This window comes from Streptomyces sp. NPDC004435 (assembly GCF_042873895.1).
In the GTDB taxonomy this organism is placed as follows: Bacteria; Actinomycetota; Actinomycetes; order Streptomycetales; family Streptomycetaceae; genus Streptomyces.
The window spans coordinates 29,432-45,832 of sequence record NZ_JBIAMB010000001.1 but is presented as its reverse complement, the minus strand read 5'-3'; the positions used below and the strand labels follow the sequence as shown (position 1 = coordinate 45,832).

Sequence of the window (16,401 nt, the reverse complement as noted above, 5' to 3'; positions counted from 1 at the left end):
CGTACCGGTGGGCTCAGAAGAGTTTGCCCGGGTTGAGCAGGCCCAGCGGGTCGAAGACGCGCTTGATCTCCCGCTGGATCCCGAGTCCGACCGGCCCGAGTTCGCGGGCCAGCCACTCCTTCTTCAGGACGCCGACGCCGTGTTCGCCGGTGATGGTGCCGCCGAGGGAGAGGCCGAGCGCCATGATCGCGTCGAAGGACTCCCGGGCGCGCCGGGACTCGTCCTCGTCGGTGTGGTCGAAGCAGACGACGGGGTGGGTGTTGCCGTCGCCGGCGTGGGCGCAGACGCCGATGGTGAGGGCGTACTTCTCGGCGATGGCGGTGGTCCCGGCGAGCATCTCGGCGAGCCGGGTGCGGGGCACGCAGACGTCGTCGATCATCGTGGCGGGCTTGAGGGTCTCCAGGGCGGTGAGGGAGAGCCGGCGGGCCTGGAGGAGGAGTTCGGACTCGGCGGCGTCGGCGGCGGGGACGACCTCGGTGGCGCCGGCGGCCGCGCAGAGCTCGCCGACGGCGGTGAGGTCGGCGGTCGGGTCGGGCGTGTCGAAGGCGCACAGCAGCAGCGCCTCGGTGGTCTCCGGGAGGCCCATCCTGGCCATCCGGTTGACGGCCCGGACGGTGGTGCGGTCCATGAGTTCGAGGAGGGACGGGGTGTGGCCGCTCTCCATGATCGCGCAGACGGCGGCGCAGGCGGCGTCCGTGGAGGGGAACTCGGCGGCGAGGACGAGCTGGGCGGGCGGCCGCGGCTTGAGCGCGAGGGTCGCCTTCACGACGATGCCGAGGCTGCCCTCGGAGCCGACGAAGAGCCGGGTGAGGTCGTATCCGGCCACGCCCTTGGCGGTGCGCCGACCGGTGGTGAGGAGCCGTCCGTCGGCGAGCACGACCTCCAGGCCGAGGACGTACTCGGCGGTGACGCCGTACTTGACGCAGCACAGCCCGCCGGAGGCGGTGCCGATGTTGCCTCCGATGGTGCAGGACTCCCAGCTGGAGGGGTCCGGCGGGTAGTACAGGCCGTGTGCGTCGACGGCGCGGGACAACACGGCGTTGACCACGCCCGGTTCGACGACGGCGACGCGGTCGACCGGGTCGATCTCCAGGATGCGGTCCATCTTGACGAGGGAGAGCACGACACAGCCCTCGGAGGCGTTGGCGCCCCCGGACAGTCCGGTGCGGGCGCCCTGCGGCACGACCGGGACGCGGTGCTCGGTCGCTGTCCGCATGACGTGCTGGACCTGTTCGACGGTGCGCGGCAGCACGACGACCGCGGGGGTGCCCGCGTCGCAGAAGCTCGCCATGTCGTGGGTGTAGGAGGCCGTCACGTCCGGGTCGGTGAGGACGGCGTCGGCGGGGAGCCCGGCGCGGAGTGCCGCGTGGAGCGTCTGAAGATCGTCCATGCCCCCAGCCTGGCACTCGGGGCCAACGGTGTGAACCCGCCGGGGCGGGTGGCCGGTGTGCTCTTCGTACGAGCGCGGCCGGGCGCACAGTGAGGCGCATGAGCCCCATGAAGAGCCAGAACGTGTCGCGGGTGGTGCTCGCCTCCGGGGTGGGGGCGGTGCTCGCCGCGACGGCGCTGCTGTACCTGCCGGAGTTCCTGGACCGGGACGCGGCGCGGCCCCCGGGGCCGGCCGAGCGGGCGGCGAGCGCCGCGCACGCGGGGGCGCCCGCGGCGCTGCCGGACCTCGTGGCGCTGATCGGGGAGCGGGAGAAGTGGCTGAGGAGACACCCGGACGACGCGCCGTCCTGGGCGGTGCTGGGCGCGGCCTACACGGAGCGGGGCACCCGGCTCGGGGACGTACGGGACCTGCCGCGGGCCGAGCGGGCGCTGAACCGGTCGCTGGCGGAGCTGCCGGCGGGGCGGGGGAACGTGGACGCGCAGCTGGGGCTCGGGGTGCTCGCGGGGGCGCGGGGCGACTGGAAGGGCGCGAAGGAGTGGGGTGAGCGCGTCAGGAAGGCCGCGCCGCGGCGGTGGAACACGTATCCGCTGCTCATCGACGCGTACAACGGCCTCGGGGACTATCCGGCGGCCCGGAAGGCGATGGAGCGGCTGGAGGAGCTGCACGGCGGGTCGGTGGTGCGGGGCCGGGCGGCGCAGGTCCACCGGGACCGGGGGTGGCGGGAGGACGCCGACGCCACGGCCCTGGACGCGGCGGCGCTGGCGGCGACGGACGCGGAGCGGGCGGCGGCGCACACCCGGCTCGGGCAGTTCGCGTGGGAACGCGGGGAGCCGGCCGAGGCGCTGGAGCGGTACGGGACGGCGCTGCGGTTCGTCCGGGACCACGCGCCGGCGCTGGCGGGCCGGGCGCGGGCGCTGGCGGCGCTGGGGCGGACCGACGAGGCGCGGCGGGACTGGCGGGGAGCGCTGGCCGGGCAGCCGCTGCCGGAGTACGTCCTGGAGTCCGGGGAGCTGGACGAGGCGCTGGGCCTGGGCCGGGACGCGGCGGCTGCGTACGCGCGGCTGCGGGGCGGCGGCTGGGCCTCGCCGTCGACCGAGGTCGTGCTCGGTCTCCTCGACGCCGACCACGGCGATCCGGCGGCGGCGGTGGCCCGGCTGAAGGCCGCGTGGGCGCGGGGCCACCGGTCGGTGGCGGTGGCGGACGCGCTGGGCTGGGCGCTGTACCGGGCGGGCGAGCCGGAGGAGGCGCTGCCGTACGCCCGGCGGGCCACCGACGAGGGGCTGCGCAGCGCCTCGTACACGTACCACCTGGGCGAGATCGAGGGTGCGCTCGGGCGGACGGGGGCGGCCCGGCGGCATCTGGAGGAGGCGCTGCGGATCCACCCGTCCTTCTCGCCGCTGCACGCCCCCCGGGCGCGGGCGGCGCTCGCGCGCCTGGGCGCACCGGACTTGGACGCGGTCCCGGAGGACGCGCTGTCGCGGGAGGACCTGGACCGCCGGGCCGCCGAGCGGGCGGAGGCGGAGCAGAAGGCGGACGCGGAGAGGGAGAAGGCGGAGGCCCGGGAGACGAAGGCGGGTTGACCTCGCGTCCGGGACGGGCCCCGTGCCCCGTCCCGGACGCGGAAGCCGGTCCTAGAGGTTGCCGCGCTTGTCCTGCTCGCGCTCGATGGCTTCGAAGAGGGCCTTGAAGTTGCCCTTGCCGAAGCCCATGGAGCCGTGGCGCTCGATCATCTCGAAGAAGACGGTCGGGCGGTCCTGGACCGGCTTGGTGAAGATCTGGAGCAGGTAGCCGTCCTCGTCGCGGTCGGCGAGGATCTTCAGCTCGCGCAGCTCGTCGATCGGCACCCGGGTGTCGCCGACCCACTCGCCGAGGGTGTCGTAGTAGGCGTCCGGGACGGACAGGAACTCGACGCCGGCGGCGCGCATCGCGCGCACGGTGGCGACGATGTCGTTGGTGGCGAGGGCGATGTGCTGGACGCCCGGGCCGTTGTAGAACTCCAGGTACTCGTCGATCTGCGACTTCTTCTTCGCGATCGCCGGCTCGTTGATCGGGAACTTCACCTTCTTGGTGCCGTCCGCGACGACCTTCGACATGAGGGCGGAGTACTCGGTGGCGATGTCGTCGCCGACGAACTCCTTCATGTTGGTGAAGCCCATGACGTCGTTGTAGAACGCCACCCACTCGTTCATCTTGCCGAGCTCGACGTTGCCGACGCAGTGGTCGATCGCCTGGAAGGTGCGCTTGGCCGGCGGCTCGACCATCGGGGCGGCGGCGGTGTAGCCGGGGAGGTAGGGGCCGGTGTAGCCGGAGCGCTCGACGAGGGTGTGGCGGGTCTTGCCGTACGTGGCGATGGCGGCGAGGACGACGGTGCCGTGCTCGTCCTTCAGCTCGTACGGCTCGACGAGGCCGGTGGCGCCCTGCGCGACGGCGTGGGCGTACGCGGCGCGGGCGTCGGGGACCTCGATGGCGAGGTCGATGACGCCGTCGCCGTGCTCGGCGACGTGCTCGTCGAGGAACCGGCCCCAGTCGGTGGTCGCCTTGATGACGGAGGTGAACACGAAACGGGCGTTGCCGTTGGTGAGGACGTAACTGGCGGTCTCGCGGCTGCCGTTCTCCGGTCCGGAGTAGGCGACCAGCTTCATGCCGAAGGCCGTGGAGTAGTAGTGCGCGGCCTGCTTGGCGTTGCCGACGGCGAAGACGACCGCGTCCATGCCCTTCACCGGGAAGGGGTCGGCCTCACGCGCGGTGGAAGGGGTGTGGTCAAGGGTCTCAGTCATGGGAAGAGGGTCCCGCCGACCCGCAAGGTGCGCAATAGTTCGCCGCAGGGGTGGGCAATCTGTACAGCGACCAGCGAGTATGGCCGGGCGACTTGTACATCGTGACCATTCGGAGGGTGCTGTGGCGATCGATCATCTGGACGGGCGGCTGATCGTGCTGCTGGCGCGGGAACCGCGGATCGGCGTCCTGGAGGCGTCGCGGCGGCTGGGGGTGGCCCGGGGCACCGTCCAGGCGCGGCTCGACCGGCTCCAGGCGAGCGGGGTGATCCGCGGTTTCGGCCCGCAGGTGGACCCGGCGGCCCTCGGGTATCCGGTGACGGCCTTCGCGACGCTGGAGATCAAGCAGGGTCAGGGCGCGGACGTGCGGGAGCACCTGGCGACGGTGCCGGAGGTGCTGGAGCTGCACACGACGACGGGCCACGGGGACATGCTGTGCCGGCTGGTGGCGCGGTCGAACGCGGACCTCCAGCGGGTGATCGACAAGGTGGTGGCCTTCGAGGGGATCGTGCGGGCGTCGACGGCGATCGTGATGGAGAACGCGGTGCCGCTGCGGATCATCCCGCTGGTGGAGCAGGCGGCGGAGGGGGAGGCGGACTGACCCCCGGCCCCTGATGCGAAGAAGGTCTTGCAAAGAAGGTGTTGCAAAGAAACCCTTGCAACACCTTCTTTGCATGCCTACGCTCAGGGCATGCCCGAGCCCGAGAAGGCCCCGCGCGAGACCCCGCGGCCGCACGACACCCGTGTGCTCGATCCGCGCTCCCTGCGCGGTCTCGCCCACCCCCTGCGCATCCAGATGCTGCGCCTCCTGCGCCAGTCCGGACCCGCCACCGCCTCCCAGCTCGCCGAACGCCTCGGCGAGTCCAGCGGCGCCACCAGCTACCACCTGCGCCAGCTCGCCGCCCACCGCTTCGTCGAGGACGACCCGACCCGCGGCAAGGGACGGGAGCGCTGGTGGAAGGCGGTCCAGCAGGGCATCAGCTGGGACGACTCGCTCTACCGCGACCCGGACCCCGAGGTGCGGGGCGCCGCCGACCTCCTGCTGCACGAGGTGGCCTCCAGCCACACCCAGGAACTGTCCACCTGGATCGCGACCCGCCACGACTGGGACGACGCCTGGTCCGGCGCGGCGGACATGAGCGACTTCGCCGTACGGCTGCCGCCGGCCGCCCTGCGCGAGCTCTCCGCACGCATGCACGCCCTCATCGACGAGTACCGCGACAGCCCCGAGGCCCAGGCGCCGGACGCGGCGCGCGTACGGCTCCACCTGCACGCGTTTCCGCAGCGCGAGGAGTGAGGGGGCGGGGGTGCGGGGGCGGGGGCGCGGGGGCGCGAAAGCCGCTGCGCGGAGCCCTTCCCCACCCCGCCCCTTCCCGAACCGGGGGCGAGCCCCCAGACCCCCGTACGGCCTGCGGCCGTGCCCTCAAGCGCCGGGCGGGCCGACATTCAGGCGGGGTGGGGGACGGCCCCGCGCAGCGGCCCCCCATCGCACGCCCGCACGCCCGCATGCCCGCACCCCCGCACCCACCGCACGGAAGGGACCGCGAGACATGCACGCCGCCATCCACCTCCCCCCGCACCGGACGACCGCCGCATGAGCGCGCCAGGGGGAACGCAGCTCAAGGGGGCGGACAAGAGGCCCCTGTTCACCGTCCTGACCGCCAACGCGATCTCGATCGCGGGCAATTCGCTCACGCTGATCGGCGTGCCGTGGTTCGCCCTGGAGACCACGGGCTCCCCCGGCAAGGCCGGGTTCGTCGCCTTCTGCGCCGCCCTGCCGGTGGTGCTGTCCGCGATCGCCGGCGGGCCGGTCGTCGACCGGATCGGCCGGCGGCGGGTCGGCGTCACGTCCGACGTGGTGTGCGGAGTCGCGCTCGCCGCGATCCCGGTGCTGCACCACGCCGGCCTCCTCTCCTACTGGATGCTGTGCGTGCTGATGGGGGTCAGCGGGCTCTTCCACGCCCCCGGGGAGACGGCCAGGCACGTCCTTCTGCCGGACCTCGCCACGCGGGCCGGGACGCCGCTGTCGCGGGCCGCGAGCCTGTACGACGCGGTGTCGCGCGGAGCGCGGATGGGCGGCGCGGCGCTCGGCGGCGTGCTGGTGGCGACGGTCGGCGCGGACACGGTGCTCCTCCTCGACGCGGCCACGTTCGGGGTGTCGGCCGCGCTCACGGCCGCCGGGCTGCGCCGGTTCGCCGCCGCCGCGCCGCGCCGGGACGGGCCGCCGCTCTCCGCCGCGCGCTACCGCGCGGACCTGCGGGAGGGGTACGCGTACCTCTTCGGGGACCGGCTGATGCTCGGCATCACGCTGATGGTCATGGTCACCAACGGGCTGGCGCTGAGCTGGAGTTCGGTGCTCCTGCCGCTGCACGCCAAGGAGAACCTGGGCGGCCCCGCGGCGCAGGGTCTGCTGGTCGCCGTCTTCGCGGGCTGCGCGCTCACCGGGGCGCTGCTCTACGGCGCGGTGGGGCACCGCTTCCCGCGCCGGGGGGTCTTCACGGTCGGCTTCGTCCTCACCGGCGCCCCGCTGTTCGTGGTGGCGGCGCTGACGGGGACGGTGGCGCCGCTCCTCGTGGTGGCGGTGACGGCGGGGCTCGGCGCCGGGGTGCTCAACCCGATCCTGGCGACCGTGATGTACGAGCGGGTGCCGGAGGAGCTGCGCAGCCGGGTGGCCGGCGCCAGTACGGCGGGGGTCCTGATGGCGACGCCGCTGGGGGGCCTGGTGACGGGTCTCGTGGTGGAGCGGGCGGGGCTGACGGCGACGCTGCTCGGGGTCGCGGCGCTCTACTTCCTGGTGACGCTGGCCCCGGCGGTGTTCCCCGCCTGGCGCGGTCTGGACGCCGGGCCGGCGACGGCGGACGCGGCGGCTAGCAGGCCGGAACCTTCGCGTCCTGCCCCTGCCCCAGGGCCCGCAGGGACGCCACCGCGTCGCTGAGGGTGGAGACGGGCACGAGCCGCATGCCGTCGGGGAGTTCGGCCTCCGCGTCGGAGCACTCGTCCTTCGGTACGAGGAAGACGGTGGCGCCGTCGCGCGCGGCGGCCTGGGTCTTGAGGGAGACGCCGCCGACCGCGCCGACCTTCCCGTCCGACGCGATCGTGCCCGTACCGGCGACGTTCCTGCCCCCGGTGAGCTCGCCGCCGTCGCCGTCCCCGTCGAGCTTGTCGACGACGCCGAGGGCGAAGAGCAGCCCGGCGCTCGGCCCGCCGACGTCGGCGAGGTGGAGGTCCACCTTCACCTGCTTCGGGTCGAGGTCGAGGTAGCCGAGGGCGGCGAGGGCGGCGGCGTCCTGGGACTGCTTCATCTGCCCGAGGTTCCGCTTCTCGATCTCGGCGTCGGACTTCCCCGGCGGGTAGACGGAGTCGTGCGGCAGCACCGCCCGGTCGGTCCGGAACCAGGCGTCGGCCACGTCCCCGAGGTCCACGTCGGTGCCGGGGCCGGTGGCGAGGATGGTCGTCATCCGCAGCTGGCCGGTGGTGGGCCGGACCGGGGCGCCGGTGATCGTGATGACCTCCCGGCCCTTGTCCTTCCCGAGGACGTCGGCGGTGGACCCGGGCTGGGCGATGGCGAACGGCAGCGGCGCGAGGCCCGCCACGGCGACCAGCGCCACGACGGGCACGGCGCACGCCGCGAGCACTCGGGACCGGGGCATACGGGAGAGACGGGAGAGCACGCACCCAATCTACTGGCCGGAGGTCACCGGCGGGCGCGGGCCGCCCCGTGGCCGAGGAAGGTCGCGCCCCGTGCGGTGGCCGGCCGCGAAGCCGTGACCCGCGACCGCTTGTACGCCGTCCACCGCCCTCGCGCGCCCTTCACCGCCCTCGGGGCCGTCTGGGGCCTTCGGGGGCACGCTGGAGTCCGGGGCCCTCCGGCGGGCCACGCGGCCGCGCCACGGCCCTTGGGGCGGGTCGGCCGGCGGGCGCGGGGCGCGGTCCTCGCCGCCCCGCGGCAGGCGAAAGGGGCACCCGTGCCGGTACGGATGCCCCCTCCCCGCGTACGGCGCCCCGGTGGTTACCGCAGCGCGTCCGCGACCTCGCGGGCCGCGTCCACGACGCGGGGGCCGACGCGCTCCGGCACCGCGTCCGCCAGCATGACGACGCCGACGCTGCCCTCCACGCCGGTCACGCCGACCAGCGGGGCCGCCGCACCGCTCGCCCCGGCCTCCAGCTCGCCGTGGGTGAGGGTGAAGCCGGGGTCGATCAGGGTGCCCTGGCGGGCGGCGAGGATGGCCCGGCCTGCCGCGCCCCGGTCCAGCGGATGCCGGAAGCCGGCCCGGTAGGCCACGTGGTAGTCCGTCCAGGTGGGCTCGACGACGGCGACGGCGAGCGCCTCCGCCCCGTCGACGAGCGTGAGGTGCGCGGTCGCGCCGATGTCCTCGGCGAGCGAGCGCAGCGCGGGCAGGGCCGCCTCCCGCACCAGCGGGTGGACCTGTCGGCCCAGGCGCAGCACGCCCAGGCCGACGCGGGCCCGGCCGCCGAGGTCGCGGCGGACGAGGGCGTGCTGTTCGAGCGTGGCGAGCAGACGGTAGACCACGGTCCTGTTGACACCGAGTTTGTTGGACAACTCGGTGACCGTCAGGCCGTGGTCGGTGTCGGCGAGCAGCTTGAGGACTCTGAGTCCTCTGTCGAGCGTCTGGGAGGTCTCCGCGGTCACGACGCCCTCTCCTTCGAAGGTGAGTGACGGCGGGCTCCCACGGGGTTCGCGGCGCCGGTCCCGTCGGCGACGCACGTCAGAGGCCGCCGGCAGGAAGGGGTACACCGGCTGCGCTCCGCGGCGGCGCTGCCACGGGGCGGTTGCTTTGTGCGGGGACAGTAGCGACCCGCTCCGCTCAGCGGAAGACCTCGTCCAGAATCCGGGCGCGAGCGACCGGATGCGGACGGTTCAGGACCTTCGTCGGCCCTCCTCGGGACTTTGGCTGACAGATGCGGCTATGTCGTGCCCGTAGCGTGGAGGGTGCCGGATGGCCGTCCGTGGGGGCCGGCCCCGGTGCCGGACCGCTTCGCACGGAACGGCGGAGAGGCCCGTACGACCGCCGTCGTACGGGCCTCTCCCATGTCCCGGGCCGGTGTCACGGCCGCCGGGGTCACCGCATCCGGGTGGCCCACTCCTGCACCTTCTTGATCCGCTCGCGGATCTGCCCGGCGGTGGCCTCGGCGCTCGGCGGCCCGCCGCAGACCCGCCGCAGCTCGGTGTGGATCACGCCGTGCGGCTTGCCGCTCTGGTGGACGTACGCGCCGACCATCGTGTTGAGCTGCTTGCGCAGTTCGAGCAGCTCCTTGTGGGAAACGACGGGGCGCCGCTCCGCCGGAAGCTCCAGCAGGTCCGCCTCGCTGTCCGGCCGCTTGCGGCTGTGCGCGATCTGCCGGGCCTGCCGCTTCTGGAGCAGCAGCTGCACCTGGTCGGGTTCGAGCAGACCCGGGATGCCGAGGTAGTCCTGCTCCTCCTCGCTGCCGGGGTGCGCCTGCATGCCGAACTCGGCGGCGTTGTAGAGGACGCGGTCGAAGACGGCGTCGGACTCCAGCGCCTCGAAGGGCAGCATGTCCTGCTCGCCGGTGTCCTCGTCCTGCTGCTTCTCGGCCTCGGCGAGCTCCTTCTCGGACTCGGCGTACGGGTCCTCCTCGCCCTCCTTCTTCGGCTTGTCGAGCACGTGGTCGCGCTCGACCTCCATCTCGCTGGCGAAGCCGAGGAGGTTCGGGATGGTGGGAAGGAACACGGACGCGGTCTCGCCGCGCCTGCGCGATCGCACGAAGCGGCCGACGGCCTGCGCGAAGAACAGGGGCGTGGAGATGGTCGTCGCGTACACGCCGACGGCGAGGCGGGGCACGTCGACGCCTTCGGACACCATGCGGACGGCGACCATCCAGCGGTCGGTGTTCTCGCTGAACTCGTCGATGCGGTCCGAGGAGGCGGCCTCGTCGGAGAGCACGACGGTCGCCTTGGTGCCGGTGATCTCGCGGATCAGCTTGGCGTAGGAGCGGGCCGAGTCCTGGTCGGATGCGATCACCAGGCCGCCCGCGTCCGGGATCGACTTCCGTACCTCGGTGAGGCGCTGGTCGGCGGCGCGGAGCACGTTCGGCATCCAGTCGCCGCGCGGGTCGAGCGCGGTGCGCCAGGCCTGCGAGATGGCGTCCTTGGTCATCGGCTCGCCGAGCCGGGCGGCGATCTCGTCGCCGGCCTTGGTCCGCCAGCGCATGTTGCCGCTGTAGGAGAGGAAGATGACCGGCCGGACGACGCCGTCGCCGAGCGCGTTCCCGTATCCGTAGGTGTAGTCGGCGGAGGAGCGCCGGATGCCGTCGTTCCCCTCCTCGTACGTCACGAAGGGGATCGGGTTGGTGTCGGAGCGGAAGGGCGTGCCGGTGAGGGCGAGCCGCCGCGCGGCGGGCTCGAACGCCTCCAGGCACGCCTCGCCCCAGGACTTCGAGTCACCGGCGTGGTGGATCTCGTCGAGGATGACGAGGGTCTTGCGCTGTTCGCAGCGGTTGCGGTGGAGCATGGGCCGTACGCCGACGCCGGCGTACGTGAGGGCGACGCCGTCGTACTCCTTGCTGAGCGGCCCGGCGCTGTACTCCGGGTCCAGCTTGATCCCTATCCGCGCCGCGGCCGCCGCCCACTGCTTCTTCAGGTGCTCGGTGGGGGCGACGACGGTGATCTGCTGCACGACGTGGTGGTGCAGCAGCCAGGACGCGAGGGTCAGCGCGAAGGTGGTCTTGCCGGCGCCGGGTGTGGCGACCGCGAGGAAGTCACGGGGCTGCTCCTGGATGTACTTCTCCATCGCGCCCTGCTGCCAGGCTCGCAGCTTGTTGGCGGTGCCCCAGGGAGCACGGCCGGGGAAGGCGGGAGAGAGGTGATGAGAGGAGGTGGCGGTGGTGGTAGTCACGATCTCCGGTCACGGTTCGACGCTCGTCCAGACGCTCGTCCAGATATGACAACCGGGCCACCTTACCGGCGGGGCGGGCGGAACCTCGATCGAAACGGTGCGGAGGCGCGCCCTTTGCGACCCACCTCACGCCGGTGTCACGCGCCGCGGTCGTCCGTGTCGATCAAGGCGCGCAGGCCGTCCGTGATGGCCGCGACGTCGTCGGTCTCACCGGTCGCCACGGCGATGACCAGGCGCTCCGCCGCGTCGATGTCCGGCCGGAGCTGGACGCCGTTCATGGCGAGGAAGGTGACGCAGGACAGCCAGGCCGTCCGCTTGTACCCGTCGACGAACGGATGGTTCACGGCGAGCGACTGGAGCAGGGCCGCGGCCTTCGTGAGGAGATCGGGGTACGCCTCCTCGCCGAACATCGCCGCCGACGGCCGGTGCACGGCGGAGTCCAGCAGCCCCGCGTCCCGGACGACGACCTTCTGGTCGTCGACCGCGTGCTCGGCGACGACCAGGACGTCCTCCGTGGACAGGTAGACGCAGCTCACTTCAGCCGCTCCATCAGCTCGTGCCACTTGGCCGCCTGATCCATGGCCGTCTTCCGCACGATCGCCTCCTGCGCGGTGCGGGACAGATAGTCGTCGACCGCCCTGAGGAGTATGGCGTGCATGCTGGTGCCCTCCTGCTCGGCGCGCAGCTTGAGGGCTTCCGTCTGGTCGTCGCGAAGACGCAGGTTCATGGCCATACCAGAACGGTACCGCCCGGTGGGGTCAGAGTGGTACCACTCACGGTGCGGCATGCCCTCGCAGCCGCGTCGCCACCCACGCCCCCGCCGCCGCGACCCCCGCCATCGGCAGGAAGACGACCACGAAGGCGCCCGGGTGCGAGGCGTCGCCGGCGGTGGCGACCGCGTGTCCGGCCGCGCCCCCGCCCAGCGCGGCGAAGGCCGCGCCGCCGACGGCGAGCAGCAGCACGTTCGAGAGCCCGTCGGAGATCTGGAGCGCCGCGGAGTTCGCCCCGGCCTCCTCCGGCGGCGACAGCTTCAGCAGCAGCACGCTCGTCGAGGCGATCACCACACCCATGCCGAGGCAGCCGAAGCCCCAGGCGACGGCGACCACCCACACCGGCACCGCCGGCAGCAGCACGCTCGGAGCGGCGGCGATCGCGAGCGCGACGAGCAGCATCCCGAGCACGACCAGCCGCTCCCGGTACGGCTCCGTCCACGGCCGCGACTGGATCCAGGATCCGAGCGCCCAGGTCAGTCCGCCGGCGGCCAGCGAGAGCCCCGCGAGCGTCGGGCTGAGCCCGCGCTGGGTGACGAGCATCAGCGGCACGAACGACTCGGCCGCGATGAAGGACCCGGCGGCCACACCGCGCAGCAGGATCACGGCCGGCAGCCCGCGCGCCGCCCGGACCGTGCCGCGCGGCAGCAGCCCGCGCACGGCCGGCACGAGCAGCGCCGCGCCGACGACGGCGGGCAGCAGCGACAGCCAGCGCAGCTCCTGCCCCGCGTACTGGAGGAGCCCGGCGCCCGCCGAGATCGCGAGGGCCAGCAGGATCCGGCGCCGGTCCCAGGGCGCGAGCGGCGCCGAGGGGTCGGCGGGCCCGGAGGCGGTCCGGCGGATCGCCGGGAGCGCGAGGGCGAGCGGCAGCACGACCAGCGCCGGGATCCCGACGAAGACCCACCGCCACCCCAGGTGCTCGGTGATCGTCCCGGAGGCGAGCGGCCCGACCACGGACGGCACGACCCAGGCCGCGGCGAACGCCGCCATGATCGCGGGCCGCAGGTGCTCCTCGTACGCCCGGCTGACGACCACGTACAACGCGACGATCACCAGCCCGCCGCCGAGCCCCTGCACGGCCCGCCCGAGGATGAACACCCCCATCCCGCCCGCCGTCCCCGACAGCACCAGCCCGGCCGCGAAGGCGCTCATCCCGGCCGTCAGCGGCACGAGCGGCCCGTTCCGGTCGGACCACTGCCCGGCCACGACCATCCCGAAGAGGCTGGTCGTGAAGTACGCGGAGAACGCGAACGCGTACACCGACACGCCGTTCAGCTCCCGCGCCGCCACCGGCATCGCCGTCCCGACCGCCGTCGCCTCGAACGCGACGAGCAGCACGACGGAGACGATCCCGACGCTGAGCGCGCGATGGGCCCCGTCCAGGACGGAGCCACGGGGTGCGTCGACGGCGGCTATGGGCCCGGCGTCGGTGCCGGCCTCACGGGGTTCAAGGGCGCTCATTCCCACAGGGTAAGGGCCGTAGCCGTGGATGACCCCTGTCGCGGGACGGATGCGCGCTTCCCCCTTTGGTCCTACGTCTCCGCTACTCGGGCAGCGCCTTGAAAACGGGCTTCTCGCTCAGACCGGCGTCGTTCTCACAGCCGAGCTCGCGGACGACGGCGAGGGTGGTGGAGTGGAGGATGGTGAGGTTCGCTTCTCGGATGGGGACGGTGTCGGGGAGCTTGGACCTGAGGAAATCGAGCTGCGCCATGATGAGGGCGGGGCGCTTGTCGGACCCCCCGAGCCCAGAACTGACACACCTGACGTAGAGCTGCGCCGCTCTCGGCCCGGACAGGGCTTCCACTCCCATGTCGTAGGGATGCAGGTCCGCCGCATGCTGATTTCCGGGAAGATCGGCGTCCCGCCGGAGAAGGCGGAATTCGATCTCGACCTCGGCCATGCCTGTAGGGGGAGAGGTACGGCACAGGGAGTGTGCCGGCGTCCTCCTCCAGGACTCGGGGTAGTCCTCGACCAGCGCGCTCGTAGCTCGCTCCAACCCGCCCCTCGGGTCGTCCGAGAACCGCTTCGTGTTCAGCACGGTCTCCAGGGCCCGCGCCGCGTCCGGCGAGAGGGTGCCATCGCACTGCTGCTCTGCCACGACGCGTTCCGGCTCCGGTTCCTTCTCCCCGCCGCAAGCGGTGGCGAGAAGACACACGGCCAGCCCGGAGGCAGCACTCCTCATCGCCCTTCCCGAGGAAGTCCTCAGCAGCCGCACGTACTCACCCCGTCTCCGGTCCGTGGCCGACCTGGCCGGCGAGCGAGTTGCCCTCGGTGTAGCCGAGTCCGGCGGCAAGCCCGAGGGTCCCCTCGAACCCATTGCTCCCCTGACCGGCATGGGCGTCGGCGAAATGCTTCGAAGGGGAAAGCGCACTGTGCCTGCCTGCCGTGTACACGGCTTCCCTGTCCTCACCGACCTTGTCCTCCGTGGAGTCCTTGAACTCCTCCTTGGACTTCTCGGACCAGTCCCCCACGACCACACCGGCAAGCGTTTCCAAGGCTCCCGAGCCGGTGTCGACCGCGAGCGGGACGAGAATCGCGGCAGCACCCGCGGCGGCAGCGGTGGCCGGCACGAAGGCGACGCCCGCCGCGATGGCGGCGGTCGCCCCGAACTGCACCCACGCCCCTCGCTCTTCCTGCGCCTTCTCGTAGTCCTCGATGGCTTTCTCGCCCTCGGCCTTGATCTGGCCGGCGCGGGACTCGTCCAGGACCCCCTGAAGCTGAGCCCCCCTGCGCGCTGCCTCGATGGCATCGCTCTCGTTGATCCGCCCATCGGCGCCGACCTGCGCCTCCAGCATGCTCACGGTGTAGAGGCGGTCCGCCGTGGACATGGTCGCGTACGCGTCCGGGTACTGGCCGAGGACGCTCAGGAAATCGACGGCGCCCTGCTCGCCGAACTTCGGATGGCGCGCCGCGATGTCAGCTGCATCCCTCAGCGACTTGCCCTCGACGTCCGGCGCATAGGGCGACTTCGGGTCATTGTCGGTCAGTGCCCAGCTCAGGTCGTCGATGTACCCGGCCCCCATGTTGCCCAGACTGTCGGCCAGAGCTGAGTGGTGCTTCTTGACGAACTCGGCGTCGCCAGAGTAGATCGCCACGACATCCTTCATGATCGTGGCGCTTGTCTCGTCCCTACGGAGTTCAGGGTGCGGATCGTCCCAGGCGTGCCCGAGCGTCGCCGCCTCCAGCGCGTGCCCCAGTGCGTCCGGCATGTAGTCCTTGGCCTTCGAGGCGTCGTCCCCGCTGACGTTGTCAGAGAAGGACGCGTACTTCTCTGAGGCGAAGTAGTCGAGATAGCCCCTGACGTCCTTGCCGTCCTTGTCCTGTCCAAGATCCAGCGTCCCGCCCACCCTCCCGTCCCGCTCGTACGCCGTGGGTTCGGCCGAAAAGAACTGCTTCGCCGCCTCCGGGCTGTGTCCGAGCGCCTCCAGCACCGGGATCACCGGGTCGTAGCCGTGCCCGTTGACTCCGGAGGGGTTGTACGTGCCCTCGGAGCGTGGGCCCAGCAGCGTGCGGTCGGGCTTGAAGAGGTCCGGTTCCTTCGCGTGGAGCTGGGTGACGTGCTCGGCGATCGGGACGAGGAACTTCGGGTGGTAGTCGCCGTGGCGGAGGAGCCCGCCGAGCAGCTGGTAGCCGTACGGGCCGGTGCCGTCGGGCCGTGAGGGGAGCGGGACGCGCTCCGTGCCGAGCTTCCGCAGCTCGGCGGACCACTCCTTGGCCCACGCCTCGTCCCCGCGTGTGGCGTTCGCGAGGTTGAGGCCCAGGTTCTTCTGGAGGGCCTGGACGTCCGCCAGGCGCTCCTTGTCCCGTTCCGGCGAGCCCTGCCCGCCGGTGTCGGACGCCAGCTCGCCGAAGAACTCCAGCGCACCCTTGGCGCCGAGCCGGTCGTAGAAGTTCCGGGAGAACTCCCCCGCCTTCCGGTTGTCGGCGAGCAGTTCGTTGAGCCGCTCCAGCTCCGCGTGCGTGAGGTCCCGGCCCTTCCGGGCCAGTTCGGCGGCGCGGGCGGCCTCCTCGGCGTCGAGGCTCGTGTACTTCGGGGCGCTGAAGTTGTGGGCGTCGCCGGTGATGTTGGCCCGCAGCGCGTTCGCGCAGGCCACGTCGGCGTCGTCGCAGGTCTCGACGATCGCGTCGATGCGCCGCTTCATGGCGGCCACCTCGGCCTCCTCCTTGCGGAGGGCCGATTCGAAGGCCGGGTCGTGGCGGGCGGCGGTGTTCTCGGCGATCGGGCGGCGGACCTCCACGGTCCCGTTCGCCTTCACCACGAGCCCCTGGGCGGGGGCTTCGACCTCCGTGATCTTCTTCAGCTCGCCCTGGGCCCTCTTGAAGGCGCCGTAGCCGTCCTCCAGGATCCTGCGGATGCCGTCCGCCGCCTTGGCCGCGTCCCTGAACTCCTGCGTGGTCTTGTCGATGAACGGCTTCGTGACCTCGGCGTTCAGGCCGCGCCAGTCCTCCGCCCTGGCCTGCGTGGCCATCGTCAGGTGCGCGTCCTGGGCGAGTTCGTCCAGCTTGCGCTTCATCTCGGCCCAGCGGTCGGCCGCGTCCTTCAGCCGGCCGAGGGGGGCCCGGAGCACGTCGTCGAAGGTGAGCACCGTCTT

At 72.7% G+C, this 16,401-nt stretch carries 14 protein-coding genes; 4 read left to right on the top strand and 10 right to left on the bottom strand.

Annotation, left to right across the window (positions count from 1 at the left end; translation table 11 throughout):
* Nucleotides 1–13: 13 nt before the first annotated feature.
* Complete coding sequence (locus ACFYT9_RS00210; RefSeq protein WP_389159954.1) at nt 14–1,390, bottom strand: FAD-binding oxidoreductase; 1,377 nt, start codon at nt 1,388–1,390, stop codon at nt 14–16.
* A gap of 98 nt (nt 1,391–1,488) precedes the next feature.
* Between ACFYT9_RS00210 and ACFYT9_RS00205 the strand changes: the two genes are divergently transcribed.
* Nucleotides 1,489–2,970 (top strand): tetratricopeptide repeat protein, encoded by a 1,482-nt coding sequence (locus ACFYT9_RS00205; RefSeq protein ID WP_389159952.1) that lies wholly within the window; start codon nt 1,489–1,491, stop codon nt 2,968–2,970.
* Between the two features lie 51 nt (nt 2,971–3,021).
* On the opposite strand, the gene hppD is transcribed toward ACFYT9_RS00205, so the two are convergent.
* On the bottom strand, nt 3,022–4,167 hold the full coding sequence (gene hppD / locus ACFYT9_RS00200; protein WP_389159950.1) for a 4-hydroxyphenylpyruvate dioxygenase: 1,146 nt from the start codon (nt 4,165–4,167) through the stop codon (nt 3,022–3,024).
* Between the two features lie 121 nt (nt 4,168–4,288).
* Between hppD and ACFYT9_RS00195 the strand changes: the two genes are divergently transcribed.
* The 3 genes from ACFYT9_RS00195 (at nt 4,289) to ACFYT9_RS00185 (ending at nt 7,099) form a co-directional block, all read left to right on the top strand.
* Nucleotides 4,289–4,765, top strand: coding sequence for an Lrp/AsnC family transcriptional regulator (locus ACFYT9_RS00195; RefSeq protein ID WP_376599104.1), 477 nt, complete (start codon nt 4,289–4,291; stop codon nt 4,763–4,765).
* A gap of 90 nt (nt 4,766–4,855) precedes the next feature.
* Nucleotides 4,856–5,461, top strand: a complete 606-nt coding sequence (locus tag ACFYT9_RS00190; protein WP_389159948.1) for an ArsR/SmtB family transcription factor — start codon at nt 4,856–4,858, stop codon at nt 5,459–5,461.
* 297 nt (nt 5,462–5,758) lie between these two features.
* Nucleotides 5,759–7,099 carry an MFS transporter gene (locus tag ACFYT9_RS00185; RefSeq protein ID WP_389159946.1) on the top strand — a complete coding sequence of 447 codons (1,341 nt, stop codon included), beginning with the start codon at nt 5,759–5,761 and terminating at the stop codon, nt 7,097–7,099.
* On the opposite strand, the gene ACFYT9_RS00180 is transcribed toward ACFYT9_RS00185, so the two are convergent.
* The 8 genes from ACFYT9_RS00180 to ACFYT9_RS00145 form a co-directional block, all read right to left on the bottom strand.
* Nucleotides 7,032–7,814, bottom strand: coding sequence for a S16 family serine protease (locus tag ACFYT9_RS00180; RefSeq protein ID WP_389159944.1), 783 nt, complete (start codon nt 7,812–7,814; stop codon nt 7,032–7,034). The two genes, ACFYT9_RS00185 and ACFYT9_RS00180, sit on opposite strands and share 68 nt — an antisense overlap.
* Nucleotides 7,815–8,173: 359 nt before the next feature.
* Nucleotides 8,174–8,815 (bottom strand): IclR family transcriptional regulator, encoded by a 642-nt coding sequence (locus ACFYT9_RS00175; RefSeq protein WP_376599112.1) that lies wholly within the window; start codon nt 8,813–8,815, stop codon nt 8,174–8,176.
* A 430-nt stretch (nt 8,816–9,245) separates the two neighbouring features.
* Nucleotides 9,246–11,039: a DEAD/DEAH box helicase gene (locus tag ACFYT9_RS00170; protein WP_376601458.1), complete on the bottom strand. Its 1,794-nt coding sequence runs from the start codon at nt 11,037–11,039 to the stop codon at nt 9,246–9,248.
* Between the two features lie 137 nt (nt 11,040–11,176).
* A complete protein-coding gene (locus ACFYT9_RS00165) occupies nt 11,177–11,575 on the bottom strand; it encodes a type II toxin-antitoxin system death-on-curing family toxin (RefSeq protein WP_389159942.1) in 399 nt (132 codons plus the stop codon).
* Entirely contained in the window at nt 11,572–11,772 is a 201-nt protein-coding gene (locus ACFYT9_RS00160) for a CopG family transcriptional regulator (protein ID WP_376601462.1), read from the bottom strand. Before ACFYT9_RS00160 ends, ACFYT9_RS00165 begins: the two co-directional genes overlap by 4 nt.
* A gap of 40 nt (nt 11,773–11,812) precedes the next feature.
* Nucleotides 11,813–13,270 (bottom strand): MFS transporter, encoded by a 1,458-nt coding sequence (locus ACFYT9_RS00155; RefSeq protein ID WP_389159940.1) that lies wholly within the window; start codon nt 13,268–13,270, stop codon nt 11,813–11,815.
* Between the two features lie 82 nt (nt 13,271–13,352).
* Nucleotides 13,353–14,024 carry a hypothetical protein gene (locus tag ACFYT9_RS00150; RefSeq protein WP_389159938.1) on the bottom strand — a complete coding sequence of 224 codons (672 nt, stop codon included), beginning with the start codon at nt 14,022–14,024 and terminating at the stop codon, nt 13,353–13,355.
* 4 nt (nt 14,025–14,028) lie between these two features.
* Nucleotides 14,029–16,395, bottom strand: coding sequence for a hypothetical protein (locus tag ACFYT9_RS00145; RefSeq protein ID WP_389159936.1), 2,367 nt, complete (start codon nt 16,393–16,395; stop codon nt 14,029–14,031).
* Between the last annotated feature and the right edge of the window lie 6 nt (nt 16,396–16,401).

Bases quoted from the DNA above. Each gene is read 5' to 3' on its own strand.
- ACFYT9_RS00185 (WP_389159946.1), top strand. From the start codon at position 5,759: ATGAGCGCGCCAGGGGGAACGCAGCTCAAGGGGGCGGACAAGAGGCCC.
- hppD (WP_389159950.1), bottom strand. From the start codon at position 4,167: ATGACTGAGACCCTTGACCACACCCCTTCCACCGCGCGTGAGGCCGAC.
- ACFYT9_RS00210 (WP_389159954.1), bottom strand. From the start codon at position 1,390: ATGGACGATCTTCAGACGCTCCACGCGGCACTCCGCGCCGGGCTCCCC.
- ACFYT9_RS00160 (WP_376601462.1), bottom strand. From the start codon at position 11,772: ATGGCCATGAACCTGCGTCTTCGCGACGACCAGACGGAAGCCCTCAAG.
- ACFYT9_RS00180 (WP_389159944.1), bottom strand. From the start codon at position 7,814: ATGCCCCGGTCCCGAGTGCTCGCGGCGTGCGCCGTGCCCGTCGTGGCG.
- ACFYT9_RS00205 (WP_389159952.1), top strand. From the start codon at position 1,489: ATGAGCCCCATGAAGAGCCAGAACGTGTCGCGGGTGGTGCTCGCCTCC.
- ACFYT9_RS00190 (WP_389159948.1), top strand. From the start codon at position 4,856: ATGCCCGAGCCCGAGAAGGCCCCGCGCGAGACCCCGCGGCCGCACGAC.
- ACFYT9_RS00155 (WP_389159940.1), bottom strand. From the start codon at position 13,270: ATGAGCGCCCTTGAACCCCGTGAGGCCGGCACCGACGCCGGGCCCATA.